Source organism: Streptomyces sp. CB02009, assembly GCF_001905825.1.
In the GTDB taxonomy this organism is placed as follows: Bacteria; Actinomycetota; Actinomycetes; order Streptomycetales; family Streptomycetaceae; genus Streptomyces.
This window is the reverse complement of sequence record NZ_LIVV01000001.1, coordinates 1,572,414-1,591,412: the sequence shown is the minus strand read 5'-3', so window position 1 is coordinate 1,591,412 and position 18,999 is coordinate 1,572,414. Positions and strand designations below refer to the sequence as shown.

Genomic DNA, 18,999 nt, shown 5'->3' with positions numbered 1-18,999 from the left:
ACGCCTCCGACACCCACGCGGCAGACACTGTTTGTACGAAAGGCGGCTCGGCGGCAGGCGGCGGCACGGGGGCGGATCAGGCCGTGACGGACGGCAGCGCGCTCGCCCGGGGTCCGGCGGGAGCCGCAGGCCCTTGCTCCGTCCGGCTCCCGCCGACGGGTTTCGCTCGCCGGAGCGGTCAGCCTCCGTAGGTCGCCGTGTGGGCCCGTACCTCCTCCGGGGTGAGGTAGTCGTCCGTGTGCTCGAAGTCCCGCAGTGTCCCTGGCTTGTACGTCTGGAATCCGGTCCGTACGAAGTCGTCGCCGGCCACCGCGTTCAGGAGCCAGTTCGTCATCACCCGGGTCTTGGCGGCGCCGGTCCGCAGTGCCGCCCAGTGGTAGCCGCGGGCCACGGCCTGGGCGGGCATCCCGCGCAGGTCGATGCCGAGCGGACGGGAGACGCCGTCGCGACCGCCGAGGTCCACGACGAGCCCGAGGTCCTTGTGGGTGTACGAACGCAGGGGCGTGCTGCGGAGCGTGGCGACGATGTTGTCGGCGGCGACCTTGCCCTGGCGATGGGCGTGTTGCGCGGTGGGCGGGCACACCGCATCGCCCCCTCCGCCGGCGAGGTCGGGCACGGCGGCGGCGTCACCCAAGGCGAACACGCCCTCCGCCTCCGGCACCCGCAGGTCCGGCGAGACGACCAGCCGGCCGCTCCTGGCGGTCTCGGCGCCCAGCGTGGCGACGAGCGGGCTCGCGGCGACGCCGGCGGTCCAGACGAGGGTGCGGCACGGCAGCACGCGACCGTCGGTGAGGGTGACGTCCTCGGGGCCCGCCTTGGCGACGGAGGCACCGAGCGAGACCTCGATGCCTCGGCGGCGCAGCACGTCGAGGGCCGCCCGGCCGAGCCGGTCGCCGAGCTCGGGCATCAGCTTCGGGGCCACGTCCACGAGGTGCCAGCTGATCTCGCGCCGGTCCAGCCGGGGATAGCGGCCGATGGCGTTCGTGGTGAGCCGCTGCAGGGACGCGGCCGTCTCCGTGCCCGCGTAGCCGCCGCCGACCACGACGAACCCGAGTCGTGAGGACCGCTCCGCCGAGCCCGGTGGTGCGGCGTCGGCCAGGTCGAGCTGGGCGATCACGTGGTCGCGCAGGTGGGCGGCCTCGGCCAGCGTCTTCATGCCCCGGCCGTGCTCCGTCAGGCCGGGGATGTCGAAGGTGCGGGTCACGCTTCCCGGCGCGAGCGCCAGGTAGTCGTACGGCTGGTCGACCAGCTCTCCGGTGATCTTCCGGATGACGCAGACCTTGGCCCGGGTGTCGATGCCCACGGCCCCGCCGGGCACGATCCGGGTCCGGTGGCGGCGGCTGCGGCGCAGCGACACGGCCACGGACTGGGGGGTGAGCACCCCTGAGGCCACCTGCGGCAGCAGGGGTAGGTAGAGCTGGTAGGACAACGGAGTGACCAGCAGGATCTCCGCCTCTTCGGGTGACAGCGTCCGCTCCAGGGAGCGTACGCAGGCGACTCCGGCGAAGCCCGCGCCGACGATCACGATCCTCGGTCGTGCCATGGGGTCCGTCCCTTCTCGGGTATACGCGTCCTCTGCCCGCCTTCCCCGGGAGGCCGTTCCATGCACGCGGAAAGCGTGGCGAACGGCTGCGGCGGGCCCGGTTCGCCGGCGAAGAGGCTGCCGATCGTTCGTGGCGGACGACCTGCCCGTGGACGGCTTGCGGCTACGGAGGTTCTTCCGGCGTCCGCTCGCGGGCGTCGACGCCGGCGAGACGAGTGCCGCAGGAGCCCGCGTCGAGTACGGGATGCCGCCGATCACGCCGGCCAGGTCCATTCGGTGATCTCGGCGGGATCCACGCCGGTGCGGCGCAGTTCGCGCCGGAGTTCGTCGCGATGGCGGGCGTACCGCTCGGCAAGTTGTCGGCGACGGCCGGCGTGGCGCCCGAGATGGCTCAGGAGGGCGATGGCGAGGTCGTGGCGGGTGGTGCCGTTGAGGGCCAGGAGGTCGTACGGGGTGGTGGTCGTGCCCTCTTCGATGTAGCCGCGGACGTGGAAGCGGTCGGGGTGGGGACGGCCGTGGAGGAGCTGGTGAACGGCCGAGGGATAGCCGTGGAAGTCGAGAACCACCGGGGTCCGGTCCCCGAACAGGTGGCGGAACCGCTCGTCGGACAAGCCGTGGGGGTGACGGTCCGGCGGGGCGAGGGCGCACAGGTCGACGATGTTGACGAAACGGATCCGGGCGTCGGGCAGGTCGCGGCGCAGCAGGTCGGCGGCGGCGAGCGACTCGACGGTCGGGATGCCTCCGGCGCAGGCGATGACAGCCTCGGGCGGCCCGTCGTCGCAGTGGCCGGCCCACGCCCATTCCGAGGCGCCGGCCTGGCAGTGTGCGCGGGCGGCGTCCAGCTCGAGCCACTGGGCGGCGTCGTGCTTGCCGGCGACGACTGCGTTGATCTTCCCGGTCTCGTCGAGAAGGCGTTCCATGGTGACCAGCAGGGTGTTGGCATCGGGTGGCAGGTAGACACCGGTGACGGTGTTCTTGCGGTTCAGCAGATTGTTGATGAATCCAGGGCCCTGGTGGCTGTAGCCGTTGTGCTCCTGGCGCCAGCCCTCGCTGCTCAGCAGATACGTGAGGCTGCTGACCGGATCGCGCCAGTCGATCTCCCCGGACGTCTTCAGCCACTTCGCGTGCTGATTGGCCATGCTGTCGACGATCGCGGCGAAGGCTTCGTAAGTGGGGAAGAGGCCGTGCCGGCCAGTGAGCAGGTAGCCCTGGAGCCAGCCCTGGCAGTTGTGCTCGGACAGCACTTCCATGACCCGGCCCGACGGGCTCAGGTCCTCGGCGTATTCCTCGACCGGCCAGCAGTAGGCGCGCCCGCTGGCGGCGAGGACGGCGTCGAGTCTGTTGGACGCCAGCTCGTCGGGAGAGACGATGCGGAAGTCGCGGCGCGCCTCCGTCGCCGTCATGAGATCGGTCAGCCAACCGCCCAGCACTCGAGTGGGGCTCGCCAGCGCCGACCCCGGGCCCTTGGAGAGGTCCACGGCGTGGGGTTCGAGGGCGGGGAGAGGGAGCGGCCGGCGGAGTCGCCCTCCGTTCGCGGCAGCCTGGGCACCGATCCGGCCGTCCCGCCCGGGCACGCCGGCGAGTACCGCGGCCACCGGCCGTCCCTCTTCGTCGAACAGTTCCTGGGGACGGTAGGACCGCAGCCAGGATTCCAGGGCCTCAAGCTGTTCAGGGTCCTCACGGGCGTCGGGCAGCGGCACCTGGTGGGCATGGAAGGTGCCTTCGATGGCCGTTCCCCCGACCTCGGCCGGTGCGCCCTGCCCCTTGAGGCTGCGCAGCACGATCATCGGCCAGGCGGGTCGGGCCGGCACATCGCCCGCGCGGGCCCGGTGCTGTAGATCCCGGATGGTGTCGTGGGCTTCGAGGACTGCGGCTGCAAGCAGGTCTCCGGGCGGATCGCCGGTGACATCGACGACGCGGGGGTCCCAGCCGTAGCCCCGGAAGAGGTCGGTGAGCTCCTCGTCGGTCATGGTCGCGAAGAGCGTAGGGGAGGCGATCTTGTAGCCGTTGAGGTGGAGGACCGGCAGGACCGCGCCCGAAGTCACGGGATCGAGGTACTTGGTGGAATGCCAGGCGCCCGCGGTGGGCCCGGTTTCCGCCTCTCCGTCACCGACGATGCACGCCACGATCCGGTCGGGGGCGTCCCATGCGGCTCCGAACGCGGTCGCCAGGGCATAGCCGAGCTCCCCGCCCTCGTGCAGGGTGCCCGGTACCGCGGGCGAGACATGGCTGGGAAAGCCGTCCGGAGCACTGTAACGACGCGCCAGCTCCTGCAGTCCGGCACCCGTCCTGGCCAGCGCGGGGTCATGGTCCTCGTGGGTGCCCTCCAGCCACAGGTTGGCGTGTACCGCCGGCGCGCCATGGCCGGGCCCGGTGACCAGCAGGATGTCGGTGCCGCGCTGTCGAATCAGGGAGTTCAGAGCGGAGTAGACCATGGTGATGCCGGGACAGGAGCCCCAGTGTCCCAGCAGCCGCGGCTTGATGTGCTCCGGCCTCAACGGCTCCTTCAGCAGGATGTTGTCCTGCAGGAAGATCAGAACTGCGGCGGCGTAGTCGGCCGCTCTCGTGTACGGGGTCACGACACCTCCGGTCGGCGGAACACGTGTGACTCGATGCTCCGGAGCTGCGGCTCGGGAGCGCCTTCCCCGGGCGTGTCACAAACCGGGGGGCAGGCGACGAGCGAATCGCTCACCACGCAAGCCGCACGACGAGCAAGTGGCTTCCTCCTGCCCCTGCCCCGGTCATGGGTATTGATGCCCGTTCGACGTGACGCCCGTGGTGTCAGGCGGCGGGTCGAACGGTGAAGAGCGGACGTGTCCCGGTGATGTCCAGGAGACGGAGAGCCTGCCCGGTCACGCCGCACAGCTCCAGGGTCCCGCCGTCGTTGCCGATGTCTCTGCGCAGGTGGAGAAGAGTATGGAGACCGCTGGAGTCGATGAAGGAAACGGACGACAGGTCCAGTTTCAGGATCAGGGCTCTGTCGCAGAGGGCGAGAACGTCGGTGACCTGCGTGAGAGAGGCGCATGTCCGGTCGGGCGGTCGGGCGGTCGGGCGGTCGGGCGGTCGGGCGGTCGGGCGGTCGGGCGGTCGGGCGGTCGGGCGGTCGGGCGGTCGGGCGGGGAAAGAAACCCCGAGCCGGCGCGGCGACGGACGTCGTCTCGCGGACCGGGTCGGGGCCGCAGCCGATCGGAGAGATGCTGGGCGAGGGAGGGCGAGGGCTGCCGCGAGGGCATCGGCCACACAGCCGGACCCTCGGTGTGCTTGCCGGCAGGCCGGACAGCTGAGGCCGACGTAGGCCGGGCTCTGCCGGCCGGGGATCGACCCGTAGCACGTGTGGGGCCCGAACTCGTCGAGTTCGGGCCCCACACGTGCCATGCCGCGCGGTCAGAGCGGGCGGCCGCCGAACGGCGGGAAGCCGTAGTACGTGCCCAGCTCGTCGCGGTACCCAGCGTCCCCGAGGTGCTTCTCCCGGTGGAACTCGGGGGCGTCCTTGACCTGTTCCTTGGTCAGGTCAACGAAGACCTTCTCCTCCTCCGGGTCGACGCGGGTCACCGTGCTCGCCGGCAGCAGGACCTCTTTGCCGAAGATCCACACCCCTGTGTCCACGACCAGGTAGGCGTCACCGACCTCGTCGGAGTGCTTGTCGACCTTGCCGATGCTCCCGTTGGTCGCCTCCACCTTGTAACCGGTGAGATCGGCACCGGCCAGGTGACCCGAGGTCGACGTGAAACTCCACACATGCTCAGTCACGCGAAAACAACTCCTCCGGTAAGGAGAGGACGGCAAGAGAATTCTCGCCGTCTCCACTCTCCGTGCGTCGTGCACTTCATTTGCGTCGTTCAATTTCCGTACGTCGTGCGCGGCAGGAGTCCCTCACCGCCGCAATTCGACTACCCGGCTTCCAGTCCCTCATTCACGTCACGCTGAGGGGACCCGGCCCGGATCGGCCGAACGGGCCTGCTACCACCGGTACCATCGACCGCTACCGGACTTGGGGCGGGCGACGAATCCCACCAGCCAGACGACGAGCAGGGCGATCGCAATCCACCAGAGAATCTTCAGCGCGAAGCCGGCACCGAAGAGAAGCAGGATCAGCAGAAGAACGAGTAGCAGGGGAACCATGATTATTACCTCCAGAAATCCGTGTGCCCCGGCTTGCTACTCGCACACCTGCCAAACACTGGGCGCTGGATTTCCCTATGGGAGGGCCGGACTCGGCTCACCCACACGCCCGCGATGTCGCGCGGCTGCGGCAGTCTTCCTGCCAGCGTCGCTGCGTCCGTGCAACCGGAGACGTCGAAACCGACGACTCCCAGGCTGAAGGCGGCGGACTTGAAGGTGTCGGCCCCGACGGCGGCCGGCCGATCGTCCCTCACATCGGACCTGGAGAACGGCCGTCCGTCCCATGAGTCGGGACGTCAGTCGGCGGCGATGTGCGCTTGCGTGTTGCGCGGGCTGTCTGCCAGGCAGCCGAGGCGGTCGGCAGTGGTGGGGGCGCCGTCGACGACATTGCGGTCGTAGGTGACCTTCCTGACCTGGACGGGGCGGGTGCCGACGGTGACATCGAGGTACGCATCGTGGCCGGGGACGACCTGTCGGCGCGCAGCGGGCAGCGCTGCCGCGAGCGTCGCGGCGTCGCTCTCGCGGCCGGGTGCGTAGCGGATGACCGGCGGCCCGGCGGGGCGCGTCTGCGGGGCCGACGCGGAGGTGTCGGTGACGACGAACTCTCCTGAGCGGAGTGCGGCCGCCACGGCGGCCTCGTCCACCCGCACCTTGATCCCGACGGGGTTGGTGGGAGCCGGCGTCTCGGGGACGGGCTGGATGCGCCGGTCGCCGGTGATCGGGCGGTCGGCCGCGAGGGCCTTCCACAGAGCCTGGGAGCGTTCCTCGTGCCAGACGAGGGTCGAGCCCACTCCGGGGACCCGGTGGTCGAACAGGCGCAGTGGGACAGTGGCGAATTCAGTACGGGCAGGGTCCAGGCGACCCAGTGCGCGGGCGATGCGGACGAGATCGGCATGGTCCGTGTTCGGGCCGGGGCGCACGGATTCCAGGAGGGCGCGGGCGGTTTGGGCTGCGGCGGCCGGGTCGGCCAGAGCGCCTTCAAGGGTGAGGCGCCTCAGCAGGTCGGACACGGTCCGCTGCTGGCGTCGCATCCGGCCGAGGTCTCCGGACCGTTCGATGTGACGGGCGCGGACGTAGCGCAAGGTGCCGTTTCCGTCGGCGTCGTGGAAGCCGGGGGTGAGGTCGAGCCCGGAGTTCTCGTCGCGCAGTGTCTTGTCGGTGCAGAGGGTTGCCCCGCCGAGGCCGTTGATGGTCTGTTCGAAGCCGGTGAACCCGGTCTCCAGGAAGTGATCGATCCGCAGTCCGGTGGCCTTCTCCACGGTCTTGACCGTCAGTGGGCCGCCCCCACGGTTGTACGCGCCGTTGATCTTGGCTCGGGTCCCTGCCTCATCGGCGTACGTGACGTAGGAATCCCGCGGGATCGACACCACGCTGGCGCGGCGGCCGTCCCTGGACAGATGGACCAGCATCATCACGTCCGTACAGTTGCACCCCGCGCCGCCCACGTGCAGCCGGTTCTTCTCCGCCTTCGACAGACCGGCCCGGCTGTCGGTGCCGACGACCAGGATGTTCATCCCCGTCTCCCCCATCGAGGGGGCTGACGAGGCTTCGGCCCACACCGCACCGGACACGATCGTCGCGGCCAGGGTCACAGCAGTGGCAAGACGGAACACGCTCACTCCCGGGATGGTCGACGCGGCCCGGCACACACGGACGGCCTTGGTGCCGCGATTCGGACCCCGACGCTAGCCGCAGCGACCTGCTGGTACCCGCCCACACGCCGCAGATGTTCACTCTGCGGCAGCGATGAGCCCCCACACGGCCGTGCTGCTGCCCGGTCAGGGAGACGGTGGAGTTGCTGCCTGTGCCGCTGCCCCCCTGCCGCCTGCCGCCTGCCGCCTGCCGCCTGCCGCCTGCTGCCTGCTGCCTGCTGCCTGCTGCCTGCCGCAGTCTGATGGCGTCTCCGTGCGGCCGTCGAGGTGCTCGCCCGGCTCTGCGGCGTGCGGTGGATGCAGTGGATGAATGCGGTGGATGCGGTGGACCGCGCGTGTGATCATGCTGGCCGACGTCGACATGACACGGAGGGGTGGATGGCTGGGGTATGGGTGACAGTGTGTCTGCCGGGGGCCGCGGCAGGCGATGTCGAAGGGGCACTGACGAAAGCTCTCGCGCCTTTCTTCATCGACACGGCTGACAACCCCGTGGACCGCGGCATGTGGGACGCGCGCCACATCACCGGAGGCAGCGACGGCACGGGGTTCGCGGTCGCGGCTGGCCACTGGGACGACCCACGGCTCATCCACGACGAACCCGGATACCTGGGGTTGCCGCTCCCCAGCATCCCCGGCGTCTGCGGTGGAGGGCCCCGCGCCCTGCTCGACTTCTCGCAGCCCGCTCTCGCTTCCGAGCGGGCTGCCGCCGCCTCCTGGGACCTGTGGCACGACCTGTCGGCCCGCCACGCTCCGGCGGTTCCCCTCGCGGTGTTCGTCGACCGCTGGCGGAACGATCCTGACGCGTTCCCAGGTGACCGGTGGGGGGACGAGATGCTGGCCGCCTACCGCGACCAGCCGCTGATCAAGGCGTACCTCGACCATCCCCACAGTCTGAACATGGGATACCTGGGGTTCGTGGGATCCATGGCACCCTCGGAGCATCCTGTGATCGGCTACGAGGGCACTCGTGCCGAGTACGTTCGCGAGTTCACCGCGTCGGGACCGCCGATTACGGACGTGCTCACGGCGGACGGTTGGTGGGTGGAGGGCCGTACGAACGCCGTCCATGCCTCCTGCGAGCCTGAATCGTGTCCCCACGACCCGCCGGACCTCTCCACGTGGCAAGACAGCGAGGCATACCTCGCAGACCTTCCCGGTGACACGATTCTCGTCCGGCTCCACTGTCATGCCTGACGGGTCGGAGTGGGCCGCCTGGGTCTCATGAGTCCCGCCCCAGCCCCGGCGCGCGCCGGGGCTGGGGCCGGGGCCGGGGCTCACGGTTCGACGTAGTCCACGGTCTGCATCATGCCCAGGTCTTCGTGCTGGAGCTGGTGGCAGTGGGCGATGGTGCGGCCGGTGAAGTCCTCGTACTTGACCAGGAAGGTGACCGAGTCACCGGGGGATCCGCCGGAGAGGCCGATGGTGTCGTGCCAGACCGGGGGGTCGAGGCGGCTGCCGTTGCGGTGGGTGAGGAGCATCGGGTTGGTGTGCAGGTGGAACGGGTGGCTGTGCGCCGGCAGCGTCTCGTCGGTGCGGACGGTCCAGCGCTCGACCTTGCCCAGGGGCAGGGTGTGGTTGACCACGTCGGGGTCGAACAGACCGTAGGCGGGGTCGCGGGTGAGGTCGCCGGCCGGATCGGCCGGGGGTGTCGCACCGGTGCCCAGGATGCGGAAGGCGTTGGGGAAGGGCGCGGGGAAGACGCGTGCGTCGGAGTGGAAGACCACGTCCCGGTCCGGCTGGAGAGTGGCCGTTTCGTTCTCGTCGAGGAAGGGACGGCCCTGCGGCAGGGCGTCCGGCAGGGCCATCGGCGGGTCGACAGGGTCTCCCGTGACCTCGATCGTCATCAGCGGGCCGGGCACCGTCTCGGCGCGCAGCTCGTAGCGCCCGGGGGTTCCGCCGCGGACCAGGACGTCCGCCCGGTTGCCCATGGCCAGTTCGATACGGTCCTGGGCCACGGTCCGGGGGAAGGTGATCCCGTCCTGGGCGATCTGGTGCATCGTCAGGCTGCCGCTGCTGCTTCCGCCGTCGCCGTCGCCGGTGAGTGTGAGACGCAGGGCGGTGAACGCGGTCGCAGCGACCAGGCGCAGCCGCTGGACCTCGCCCGGGCGCAGCTGGAGGGTGGGGTTGACGGCGCCGTTGACGGTGAAGACGGACGGGATGCCGGTCACCCAGTTGCCGGTGGTGAAGGCGGGGATCCGGCCGTCCTTGGGCTTGAGCTCGTTGATGCAGACGACGAGGTCGGCGGCGGCCTTGATCTCGGGGACCTCGTCGATGTCGCCTTCGACGATGACGACGCCGGTCATGCCGCCGACGATCTGCTCGGCGATGGATCCGTGCAGGTGAGGGTGGTACCAGTAGGTGCCGGCCGGATGGTTCTCGGGGACGTGGATCGTGGAGGTGTACCGGGGTTCCGGGCGGCCGGCGTCGGCGTCCTCCTGGGTGCGGGGGGCGAACTCGCGCAGCACGTTGTCGGCCTGTCCGCCCGGGGAGACGTGCATGCCGTGGGTGTGCAGGTTGAAGCTGTTGGGGTGGTGCGGGACGTTGTGGCCGCCGTCGGTGTGCGGGTTGGGCGGGAGGCCGTTGACGTGGGTCAGCTGGAGCACCCCGCCTGCTCGTACGCGCAGGGTCGGTCCCGGTACGGCTCCGTTGTACGCGCGGGTGGTGACGGGGCCGTGGCCCGGGACGGACACCTCGGCGAACCGGACGTCGAGCGTCTGCTCGGTCACCGGAGCCGGCGCCCCTGCGGCTTGTTGCGGTGTGGTGACGGCCGGCTGTGGAAACGGCGTCGGGGCCGTGTTGTGCCGCTCGGTCGGCGACTCCCGGAAGGCCAGCGGAAGGCTTGCTACGGACAATGATTTGAGCAGCGTTCGGCGGCTCACTCCATGGATGTTTCGCACAGGCGGAATATAGGACAAGCGACTCATTTCTCCGGGCGGCTCACCGTGGGTTTACGAGTTGCGGGGGTTCAGGGAAGGGCGGGTGCCCCGCGCGGGAGCATGGTGCGCAGCGGCCGTGCCGCAGCACCCGGAGCGCACGTCCGGGCGGGGCGCCGGCTCCGACCGGTACGAGAGGGGGACGACGTCGCGACGATGGTCTGCTCGTCGCCTGGGGCGACGCGATCGGTGCAGACGCGTGGTGAGCGTGGAGTACGGTGCGCGGATGTCGTACCGACTTGACGCTGTTGTGGGTGAGTTCGACCGCTTGCGGGGCTGGGCCGTAGGGGTGCCCGGGGCGGTGGTTGCACCGCTCCCTCAACGCATGGGATTGCTGCCGCTCTCCGGCGGGCTCCGCAGCGGCCTTCCGGACATGCTGCGGGACCTCTCGTGGAGTGGACCGGTGGCCCACCTGGAGGCGGACTTCTGGGGCGGCGACGGGGAGCAGACCGCCGTGGTGTGGCGAGGCGGTGTGCGGGAGTGGGGGCCGGTGCACGCCTCGGACTTCCGCGGACCGCGGGATGAGTGGCCGATCAACGCGGCGCTCACCCGGCTCGGTCTGGCACCGGCCGGCCCTGGCGTGCCGGACCACCGTGATCTGTTCGTGGAGGTGGGACTCGGTCAGGGCCGGGACGAGGACGACTGGCACCGGGCCGCGCTGAAGGCGTCCGGCGCGGCCGACTACGACGCGTGGTACGCGTCCGAGCGGGCCGCCCGCGCGTCCGAGGAACGCGCGGCGGCCGAACGAGCCCTCTCCGAGCGGCTTCCCGGAGTCCCGGTGGCCCTCGACGGCAAGGACGTCATCGCCCTGCTCGGCATACCTCCGGGCCGGATGGTGGGGGCCGCCATCCGCCACCTCCAGCAACTCCACCTCGACCACGGGCCCCAGTCCCGCGAAACGGCGGAGTCCGCGCTGTGGGCGTGGGCTGCGGCGCGGGGCGCACCGAGCCGGGCGGAAAGGACGGCAGACTCGGCATCGCCTCAGGACCGTTCGCCGGGCGGCATATGAGGGGTGTGTTGAGCGGTCCCGGCCCTACTCTCCGCTGCCGCTCAGCGGAGATGCCCACCTGGGGTCGTGCCGGGATCTCCGCGCGAGGTGGGTCAGCAGGTGCTTCGCCGCGACAGAGACAGTGCCTTGCGGCGCACCGACTACGGTCAGGGCGGCGACAAGCCTTGCCGATGCTGTTCCCGGCATGTCCGGGTCAGTGAGGAGGGGAAGCAACAGGAGAAGGCGCATGGCCGTGTCCTGAACGCCTTCGGCCGTAAGCGACGGGTTGTCGGCGATCCGGATCAGTTCTAGCCAGGTCAGCCCCGTGCCCGAGAAGTCGCCGTCCCAGCCGGCGATCTGCTCGACGTTGCTTCTGCCTGGATGGGCGAGGAGGTAGTCGGTGCCGTAGTCGCCATCCAGGTTCCGGTTGATCACCACCGCGCCGGCGCCGTTCTCTGTCGGCATCCTGAACACTGGCCAACGTTGAGGATCGAAGAGGACCTCGGACAGGGCATCGGCATCGGCACCGTCCTCACCGAACCACTCAGGAGCCGGGCGTTCGGCACACCCTCCGTCGTTGCACATCGCCATGAGGTAGTTCGACCAGAAGCCCGGTTGGCCGAGCAGTGACTCGCCCGGCACCAGCGGGCCACCGTCGTATCCCTTGATCATCACCCTTCGATCCTGTCACCAGCCCACCGACGCCGGCCGATCGGGGATCGGCAAGGCGTGCCGCCCAAATGCGGGACGGCATTCAGATGCAGGCATGCGATGCGCGCTGACGAAGATCGTCTCGGTGAGAAGGCGGCGCTCCAGCGAGCCACCTGGCCCACCTGGCCCCGTCCCGCTTCTCGTTCAGTCGGTGTCGAGGACGTCGGTCAGTGTCGTGAACGGGTCCGTGAGCGTCGCCAGCATGAACGTCCTGTCGTATGCGGAGTTGCCGATCTGTGCGCGTGCCGCGCACTCGGCCCCGTCGCGCAGGGGGCCCAGCTCAGGCGTGCCTCGCTGGGGGTGGCCCACCATCTGCCAGAACACCTGACCCGCCCCGGAGGCGACGGCCGACTGGTCGCCTCGCTCCATCGCCGCCAGCGCGGCGGCCAACAGGTCGAGGCCCAGGCCCAACCCGAAGGCATCGCCGATGAGCCGCTTGTCCCGCAGCATGGATCTGGCGTGCGCGGCGGCTTCCCCCGCCCGCTCCTCGTGCAGCGCTATCAACGCCAGCTGGTACTCGGTGTACGACCGGGTCCAGTGCTCCCCCGCGGAGACTGAGTCCGCGCGCAGGTCCTCGGCCTCGTCGCGCGCCTGCTTCACGGCTCCCAGCCCGGTGAGGGCGAACACGCGTACCAGGCGGCACCGCGCAGCGGCCGCAGGAGTGGCATGCGTTCTCTGCAGTGCCCGGTCGGCGGTCTTCTTGGCCTCCAGGGGTTCGCCGCGCAGCAGCATCAGCAGCCCCTGGAGATAGGCGGCGTCTGCGAGGAGTGACTCGTCCTCGGCACGGAGGGCTTCCGACCGCGCCCTCTCCCCCAGTCCGGCCGCCGCCTGGTACTCGCCGCGGAGGCAGCGGACCACCCCGAGGGACCAGCACAGTTTCGCCAGGACGTCGGCCGGCGCCGCGACGACCCGCATGCATTCCTCCAGATAGTGCCCGGCCTCGTGCAGGTAGCCGCAGCACGCCCAGAAGAAGCCGAGCTTCCCCGCCATCGCCGCCGCCCTCGGCGGATCCGTGGCCAGGAGATGCTCCAGCGCCGCGCAGAGGTCCGCGTGGCTCGCCGAGAGCCGTGTGTACGCTCCCGCCTGGCCCGGCCCCCACCACTCCTGTTCGGCGGTCGCGGCCACCTCGTCGAAGTGGTCCGCGTGCCGGTCGGCCAGCGCACCCGTCTCGCCGAGCTCGGCCAGCCACATCGCCCCGTACTCGCGGACCGTGTCCAGCATCCGCAGGCGGTCGTCGTGCAGGGTGACCAGGCTCTTGCGCCGTAACCCGACGAGGGCCTCGGCGACCAGCGCCTCGGTCAGCGGACCACCCCGGCACACCCGTACGACCTCGTCCACGGCCACGTCCGAGCGGAACACCGACAGCCGTGCCCAAAGGAGCCGTTCGTGCGGCTCGCACAGTTCATGGCTCCAGCCGATGGTGGTGCGCAGCGCCCGGTGGCGCGACGGCTGGACGGTGCTCCCGGCCTGCTCCGCGAGCCCGAGCCTGCCGCGGAGCAGCCGGGCCATGGTGCGAACCGGTCGGTCCGGCAGCTGCGCGGCGGCCAACTCCACGGCCAGCGGCAGGCCTTCGAGCCAGTGGACCACTTCGGCGGCGGCCACTCGGTCCTCCGGATCCTCCCACCGAATGCCGACAGCAGCTGCTCGCTCGGTGAAGAGGGCCAGCGCGTCGGGGTCCGGTGCCAGTGGATCCACGCGGACGGGGCTTTCGCCAACCAGCCCCAGCGGCTCCCGACTTGTCGCGAGCACCACCAAGGCGGGGCAGCAGGCGAGCAGCGCCTCCACCAGCTCGGCGCATTCCGCGACCAGATGCTCGCACGAGTCCAGGATCAGCAGCACCCGGCGGGTTCCGATCCAGGCGGCCAGCGCGTCGACGGGGTCCCGTGCCGAGTGATCGGACAGCCCGCACGCATCGGCGACCAGCGCGGTCAGCAAGGCCCTGCTCCCCAGCGACCACAAGGGAGCCCAGTGCACGCTCTCGAACGCGTCGGGGGCGAGGAGGCCGGCGGCCCGCGCGGCCAGGCGGGACTTGCCGACGCCCCCGGTGCCGACCAGCGTCACCAGCCGCTCTACTTCTAACTTCGTGATCAGCGAGGCAACTTCATGTTGCCGCCCCACGAACGATCCGCGCTCCGACGGCATCCAACTCTGCACAGACACATTGTGCGCACAAGGTGTGTCGACCACGGGCCACTTTGGCCTCATACGTGGTGCGCGGATGAGACGGGCGGAGGCTGTGTCCTTGAGCCTGAACGATGCATGGTCACGGTCTGCCCGACAGCTCCCGGCCGGGCGCAGCCGGGCCCAGCGCCCTGGCCAGGGCGGTGCGCGAGGAGACACCCAGCTTGCGGTAGGCACTGCCCAGATGGGAGTCGACGGTGCGGTGACTGAGGAACAGACGTTCCGCGATCTGCCGGGAGCGCAGTCCCTCGGCGGCGAGGTCGGCGATCTCGCGTTCGCGCTCGCTGAGGACGGACCGGAGATACGCGGTCCGGTCTTCGACGGGCGACGGGAAGTCCGTACCCGATCGGGGTTCCGTACCCCGGGGTTCCGTGCCCGAAGGATCCGCGCCCGGAGATTCCGTGGTCCGCTGAGTTGAGGGCGGACCGGCCTCCCCGCCTGGCCGGGTGGCCCCGGCAAGTCGGTCGCGGACCCGTGTCGCCTCCTCCACGACCAGGACGGCACCGCAGGGGCGGGCCAGTGCCTCGGCCCGCTCCAGAACCTCGAACGCGGCATGCTGACCGCCGACCGACAGCGTCATGGGTGCCCCGGCGATGAGCGTCCACGCGTACTGGACAGGCAGACCTGCGCCCCGGAAGGCCTCCGCTGCCCGTTCGAACAGCTCCAGCGCGGCGGCGTGCTCCCCACGTACCGCCCGCAACTGTGCTCCCGCCCGGTGGACACACGCCCACTGAAGTGCCAGACCGAGCCGACCGGCGTCGGCCTCCGCGTCCGCGAGCAGCCGCTCGGCTTCCGTGCCATGACCACGGCTCAGCTCGGCGGTCGCCATCAGGGCCAGCAGCGAGGGCCGGAAGGCGGGCTGCACCTGCGGCAGGCCCTCGCCGCCTCCGCCGTCCAGCAGCGTCCGCAGGCACCCTGCGGCGTCCCCTCCGAGCAACTGCGCGTGCGCCAGCAGGCTGATGGCGGAGGTGGCCCACCAGCCACGGCCGAGAGCCGCGGTGTCCACCGCCCGCGCCGCGAGCGTGACCGCTTCCTCGGTGTATCGCCGTCCCCGGGCCCAGACCAGCGTCATCGCGCGCATCGCCGTCGCCAGCGTCACCACGTCGGGAGCGTCGACCGCCCGGGCCAGTTCCTCCGCCTCGGCGGCCCTGCGCGCCGCCTCGTCGAGGCGGCCGGCCCATTGGTCGATCATGGTCAGGCCCAGCAGCAGGTGGGCGCGGATGTGCTTGTGCGCCCCGCCGGTCGCGGCGTCCAGTCCCCGCTGGAGGTGGCGGCGGGCGTCCGGGAACCGTTCGAGGTACAGCTCCGCGCACCCGAGGAGGGCGAGGACGTCGGGAGTCTGGCCGGCCACCCCGTCCGGCAGCGCGTCCACCAGCGCGGCGCAGCGGGCCACTTCGGGTACCGCCCGCGCCGTGTCGCCGGAGAACACGTCGCAGAAGGCGATGAGCACGGCCAGCGCCGCCCCGGCGGACGGCCCTGCTTCCGTCCGCGCCCGGGCGGCCTCCTCGAGCAGCGGCCTGATCTGGTCGTGGGTACCGCGCAGGACGTGCACGAGCCCGTACACGTAGATCAGCTCGGTGGCCTCGGCCGACAGGACGGCGGGCAGCGGCCGGGGCAGCAGTGCCATTCCGGTGCGGGCGATTGCCTCCGCCTCCTCGTAACGGCACAGCAGCCGCTCCGCGTCGGCGCAGACCGCGTACGTCCGCAGCCGCAACCCCGAAGCCGGCGTCGTGCCCTCGTCGCCGGTTGATCCGGGGAGCAGGGGGCCGACCCGCGAGAGCAGGTCATGGGCGAGGCTACGGGCCTCCCTCAGCTGTCCGGCGGCGATGAGCGCCCTGCAGTGGGCGAGTTCCCAGGCCGCCCGTTCCTCGACCGCCTGGCCGGGGGCGGGCGGGGAGTCCAGGGCGAGGCGCAGCCAGCGCGCCGCGAGCGCGGGTGCCCGGGTGACCGTCTGCGCGGCCCCTTCGACGAGGACGCGAGCAGCGGCGGCTCCGTCGGTGTGGACCAGGTGTTCGGCGTGCCGGGCCCGTTCCTGGGCGGGCCCACCCCGCTCGTCGGCGATACGCAGGGCGCGCCGGTGGGCCTCCAGCCGGAAGGGCAGGTCGCAGTCGGCGTGTGCGACGTGTCCGACGACCGGATGGCGGAATGCCAGCCCTTGGCCGCCGTGGCTCGCCGGACGCACGAGGTCCACGCGGACCAGCTCCGCGCACGCCGTGAGGCCGTCTCGGGTCCCGATCCCGGCGACGCGGGCGACGTCCGCCGGGCGGAACGTCCCGCCCAGCACGGCCGCCGCCCGTACAGCGGCCCGCGCCGGTCCGCTCAGCTCGCCGAGCTCCGCGAGCAGCGGCGCCGCTTCGCGCAGCAGGCGGGGCTCGTCCCCGCCTGCGCGGTCGGGCCAGACCTCGGCGTCGAAACCGGCCGCGACCAGCAGCCGCAGATACCCAGGCAGTCCCTCCGACGCGGCATGCAGGGCAGCCGCAGAGGACGCAGCATGCGGGGCAGCCGAGGAGGCGGTCGTCCGGTCAGGGTTGGAGCGCCCGTGCACGGAGGCCATGGCTGTGTCCAGGGACCCGCCGTCGTACGGGGTGATGGCGGGTCGGTGCCAGCCATCGACAAGCGTCGCCACGGCCGCCGCTCCCAGGGGGCCGACCTCTACTCGGACGATCCCGTCGGTCCGTACGCCCAGGTCGAGCGCCTCCAGCAGGGCCGGTGGGCTCTGCCTCGGCCGATGCACCAGGACCAGTACGAGATCAAAGGGGGACGGGTGCGAGGACGAAGACGAAGACGAAGCGGAGGATACGGACGCTGAGGCGCGGATCAGCCGGAGCGCCACCTCCAGCGAGGACGGATCGGCCCGGTGCAGCTCGTCGACCAGCAGCACGCCGCCTGCCGCCCGCTGCCGGACCAGTTCGCACCAGTCGGCCGGGGCGGACGCCTCGCGGTCCCCCGCCGGCCCCACGGTGTCGCGGAAGACCTGGAACGGACCCACGGCCTCGGCCGAGCGGGGCGGACGGGCCCAGAACACGGGTAGCCCCCGTCGAGCCACCTCCTCCGCCAGGCCGCAGGCCAACTGCGTCTTCCCCGAAGCCGGTTCACCCACGATCTCGACCACGGCCCCCCGGCCACGCCCCAGCCCGTCCAGGACCTGAGCCAGCCGCGCACGCTCGAGCTCGCGTCCCACCGGCGGACCGTCGACCATCCGTAACGGCACGACGAACACCACCCCTTCCCCCCTGCGACCACTGCGCGGCGCGGATCACGCGTGGCAAGGCCGCACTCCAGTCCCGGAACTTCTCCCCCGCTCCAGCATTCCGGTCCAACGTAACGCGCCGCACTGACAGCGGCTTGTCGCCAGCCACGACGGACGCCAGGACCGCAGGACAGCTGGGCAGCAGGACAGCTGGACAGACCGTGCGGTCCCCTCTCGGATCCCGATCGGCGACGGCGCCGGCGCGTTCGCCGGTCCCCGCTCTCGGTAGCCGGTTGCGTAGTTCTACGGCTGTGCGCCGCCTGGTCGCCGGGAAGACTCCCGTGCCGTCAGACCCAACCGTTCCATCCCCGACCTGGGAGAACTCGTGAAGTTGAGATCCATGGCGGCGACCGCCGTACTCGGCGCCGTCGTCCTCACCGCCGTTCCGGCGGTGGCCGTCCCCTTCACCGCCTACGCCTGTGGCGGCTCCACGCTGTGCCAGGACGAGGACACCGGCGACGAAGGCGGTGGCAACGACTGGGGCAGTGGCGACTGGGGCAGCGGCGACTGGGGTGACTGGGGCGGAGAAGGAGGCGGTGGCGAAGGGGGCGACGGCGGCGACTGGAGCGACGACCCCAGCGACCCGGGTGACCCTGGCGACCCGGGTGATCCGGGTGATCCCGGCGACCCCGGGAACGGCCCGTCCGACCCGGGCGGCCCGGGAGTGGAGGTCGTGGACGGGCCGATCGGCCAGCCCATCGACGCGACCCTGCCCGAGGTCGTCGTCACCGGGCACGCCGTCCGCCCCTCCGTCCCCGCAAGCCCCAACATCCCGACGACTCACGGAGGCGGCCTCAGCGGCACCGGCCCCCTGGTCACCGTCCACAGCCGGGGCCGCGTGTGGGAGGAGCGCGGCAAGTGCTACCGCAACCAGTCCCCCACCGTCGAGGCCAAGTACAGCCGCGGGGTGACCTACACGCTCGCCACGCAGACCAGCACCAACATCTCCGCGACGGCGCTCGAACTGCTCACCGCGCAGTTGGGCACGCAGCTCAACACCACGGTGACCGAGACCTACAACACGGAGTTCACGCTCAAGCCGGGCGAGTCCTGGGCCGTGTACGTCGAGTACCAGACCAATGTCTACGCGATCACCACGTCCGACTTCTGGGGCAACTACTCGACCGAGTTCGTCAACGTCACCCAGCCCACCGGCGCCGTCACCGGCCGCGCCTGCTAGGCCGGCACCTCGTCTTCGGACGATCTTGACCGGGGGTTCACGGTGCCGTGAAACGTCGCCGTGAACTGCCCGATGGAGAAAGGGGGTTCGTTCGGCTGCTGCCGCCCGGGGCGTCACGGCGTCACGGGCCGGCAGCGGTCGGACGCCCTCGGCGTCCTGAGCGGAACCGTGGCTCGGCATCCTGAGCGGAGCCGTTGGGACGTTCCGGACCGCGGCCGCCTGGCGGGGGCGCCACCGGGCGTGCGCCCCGAGGGTCCACGGGCCCGTGGACGCGCCACCTCGCAGGCGTTTCGGCAGGTGGGCGACCGTGCCCTGAGCCCCTCACTCCCCTGGGCGCGGCGGACCGGCCACCGCCCGACCGCCCGACCGCCCTCGGACAGTGGCCGAGAGACCGCCTCAAGGAGAGAACCGGCCGAGAAGACGGCCCCGCCCCGGAAGG

At 71.3% G+C, this 18,999-nt stretch carries 13 protein-coding genes; 3 read left to right on the top strand and 10 right to left on the bottom strand.

Annotation, left to right across the window (positions count from 1 at the left end):
• Positions 1-178: 178 nt before the first annotated feature.
• The 6 genes from AMK27_RS07085 to AMK27_RS07060 all read right to left on the bottom strand — a co-directional run bounded on the left by AMK27_RS07085 (position 179) and on the right by AMK27_RS07060 (position 7,284).
• Entirely contained in the window at positions 179-1,543 is a 1,365-nt protein-coding gene (locus AMK27_RS07085) for an NAD(P)/FAD-dependent oxidoreductase (protein ID WP_073903628.1), read from the bottom strand.
• A gap of 254 nt (positions 1,544-1,797) precedes the next feature.
• Positions 1,798-4,122 (bottom strand): phosphoketolase, encoded by a 2,325-nt coding sequence (locus tag AMK27_RS07080; RefSeq protein WP_073903626.1) that lies wholly within the window; start codon positions 4,120-4,122, stop codon positions 1,798-1,800.
• Between the two features lie 202 nt (positions 4,123-4,324).
• Positions 4,325-4,918 (bottom strand): STAS domain-containing protein, encoded by a 594-nt coding sequence (locus AMK27_RS44480; protein ID WP_445194834.1) that lies wholly within the window; start codon positions 4,916-4,918, stop codon positions 4,325-4,327.
• A 9-nt stretch (positions 4,919-4,927) separates the two neighbouring features.
• Entirely contained in the window at positions 4,928-5,293 is a 366-nt protein-coding gene (locus AMK27_RS07070) for a PRC-barrel domain-containing protein (RefSeq protein WP_073903622.1), read from the bottom strand.
• A 210-nt stretch (positions 5,294-5,503) separates the two neighbouring features.
• The gene (locus AMK27_RS07065; RefSeq protein WP_073903620.1) at positions 5,504-5,665 is read right to left on the bottom strand and encodes a hydrophobic protein; all 162 of its coding nucleotides are present in this window, start codon (positions 5,663-5,665) and stop codon (positions 5,504-5,506) included.
• 296 nt (positions 5,666-5,961) lie between these two features.
• Complete coding sequence (locus tag AMK27_RS07060) at positions 5,962-7,284, bottom strand: LCP family protein (protein ID WP_241847341.1); 1,323 nt, start codon at positions 7,282-7,284, stop codon at positions 5,962-5,964.
• Between the two features lie 411 nt (positions 7,285-7,695).
• Here AMK27_RS07060 and AMK27_RS07055 point away from each other — a divergent pair, with 411 nt between their 5' ends.
• A complete protein-coding gene (locus tag AMK27_RS07055) occupies positions 7,696-8,511 on the top strand; it encodes a hypothetical protein (protein ID WP_073903616.1) in 816 nt (271 codons plus the stop codon).
• 80 nt (positions 8,512-8,591) lie between these two features.
• Here AMK27_RS07055 and AMK27_RS07050 read toward each other — a convergent pair whose 3' ends face one another.
• Positions 8,592-10,043: a multicopper oxidase family protein gene (locus AMK27_RS07050; RefSeq protein WP_073903614.1), complete on the bottom strand. Its 1,452-nt coding sequence runs from the start codon at positions 10,041-10,043 to the stop codon at positions 8,592-8,594.
• Positions 10,044-10,575: 532 nt separating this feature from the next.
• Between AMK27_RS07050 and AMK27_RS07045 the strand changes: the two genes are divergently transcribed.
• Entirely contained in the window at positions 10,576-11,259 is a 684-nt protein-coding gene (locus AMK27_RS07045; protein WP_241847340.1) for a hypothetical protein, read from the top strand.
• 24 nt (positions 11,260-11,283) lie between these two features.
• On the opposite strand, the gene AMK27_RS07040 is transcribed toward AMK27_RS07045, so the two are convergent.
• From AMK27_RS07040 to AMK27_RS07030, 3 genes are all read right to left on the bottom strand, one after another.
• Complete coding sequence (locus tag AMK27_RS07040; protein WP_241847339.1) at positions 11,284-11,910, bottom strand: hypothetical protein; 627 nt, start codon at positions 11,908-11,910, stop codon at positions 11,284-11,286.
• Positions 11,911-12,093: 183 nt separating this feature from the next.
• Complete coding sequence (locus AMK27_RS07035; protein WP_073903608.1) at positions 12,094-14,091, bottom strand: nSTAND1 domain-containing NTPase; 1,998 nt, start codon at positions 14,089-14,091, stop codon at positions 12,094-12,096.
• A gap of 121 nt (positions 14,092-14,212) precedes the next feature.
• A complete protein-coding gene (locus tag AMK27_RS07030) occupies positions 14,213-17,311 on the bottom strand; it encodes a LuxR C-terminal-related transcriptional regulator (protein WP_143204821.1) in 3,099 nt (1,032 codons plus the stop codon).
• Positions 17,312-17,705: 394 nt separating this feature from the next.
• On the opposite strand from AMK27_RS07030, the gene AMK27_RS07025 reads away from it, so the two are divergent.
• Positions 17,706-18,560 (top strand): DUF6426 family protein, encoded by an 855-nt coding sequence (locus AMK27_RS07025; RefSeq protein ID WP_143204820.1) that lies wholly within the window; start codon positions 17,706-17,708, stop codon positions 18,558-18,560.
• Positions 18,561-18,999 lie beyond the last annotated feature (439 nt).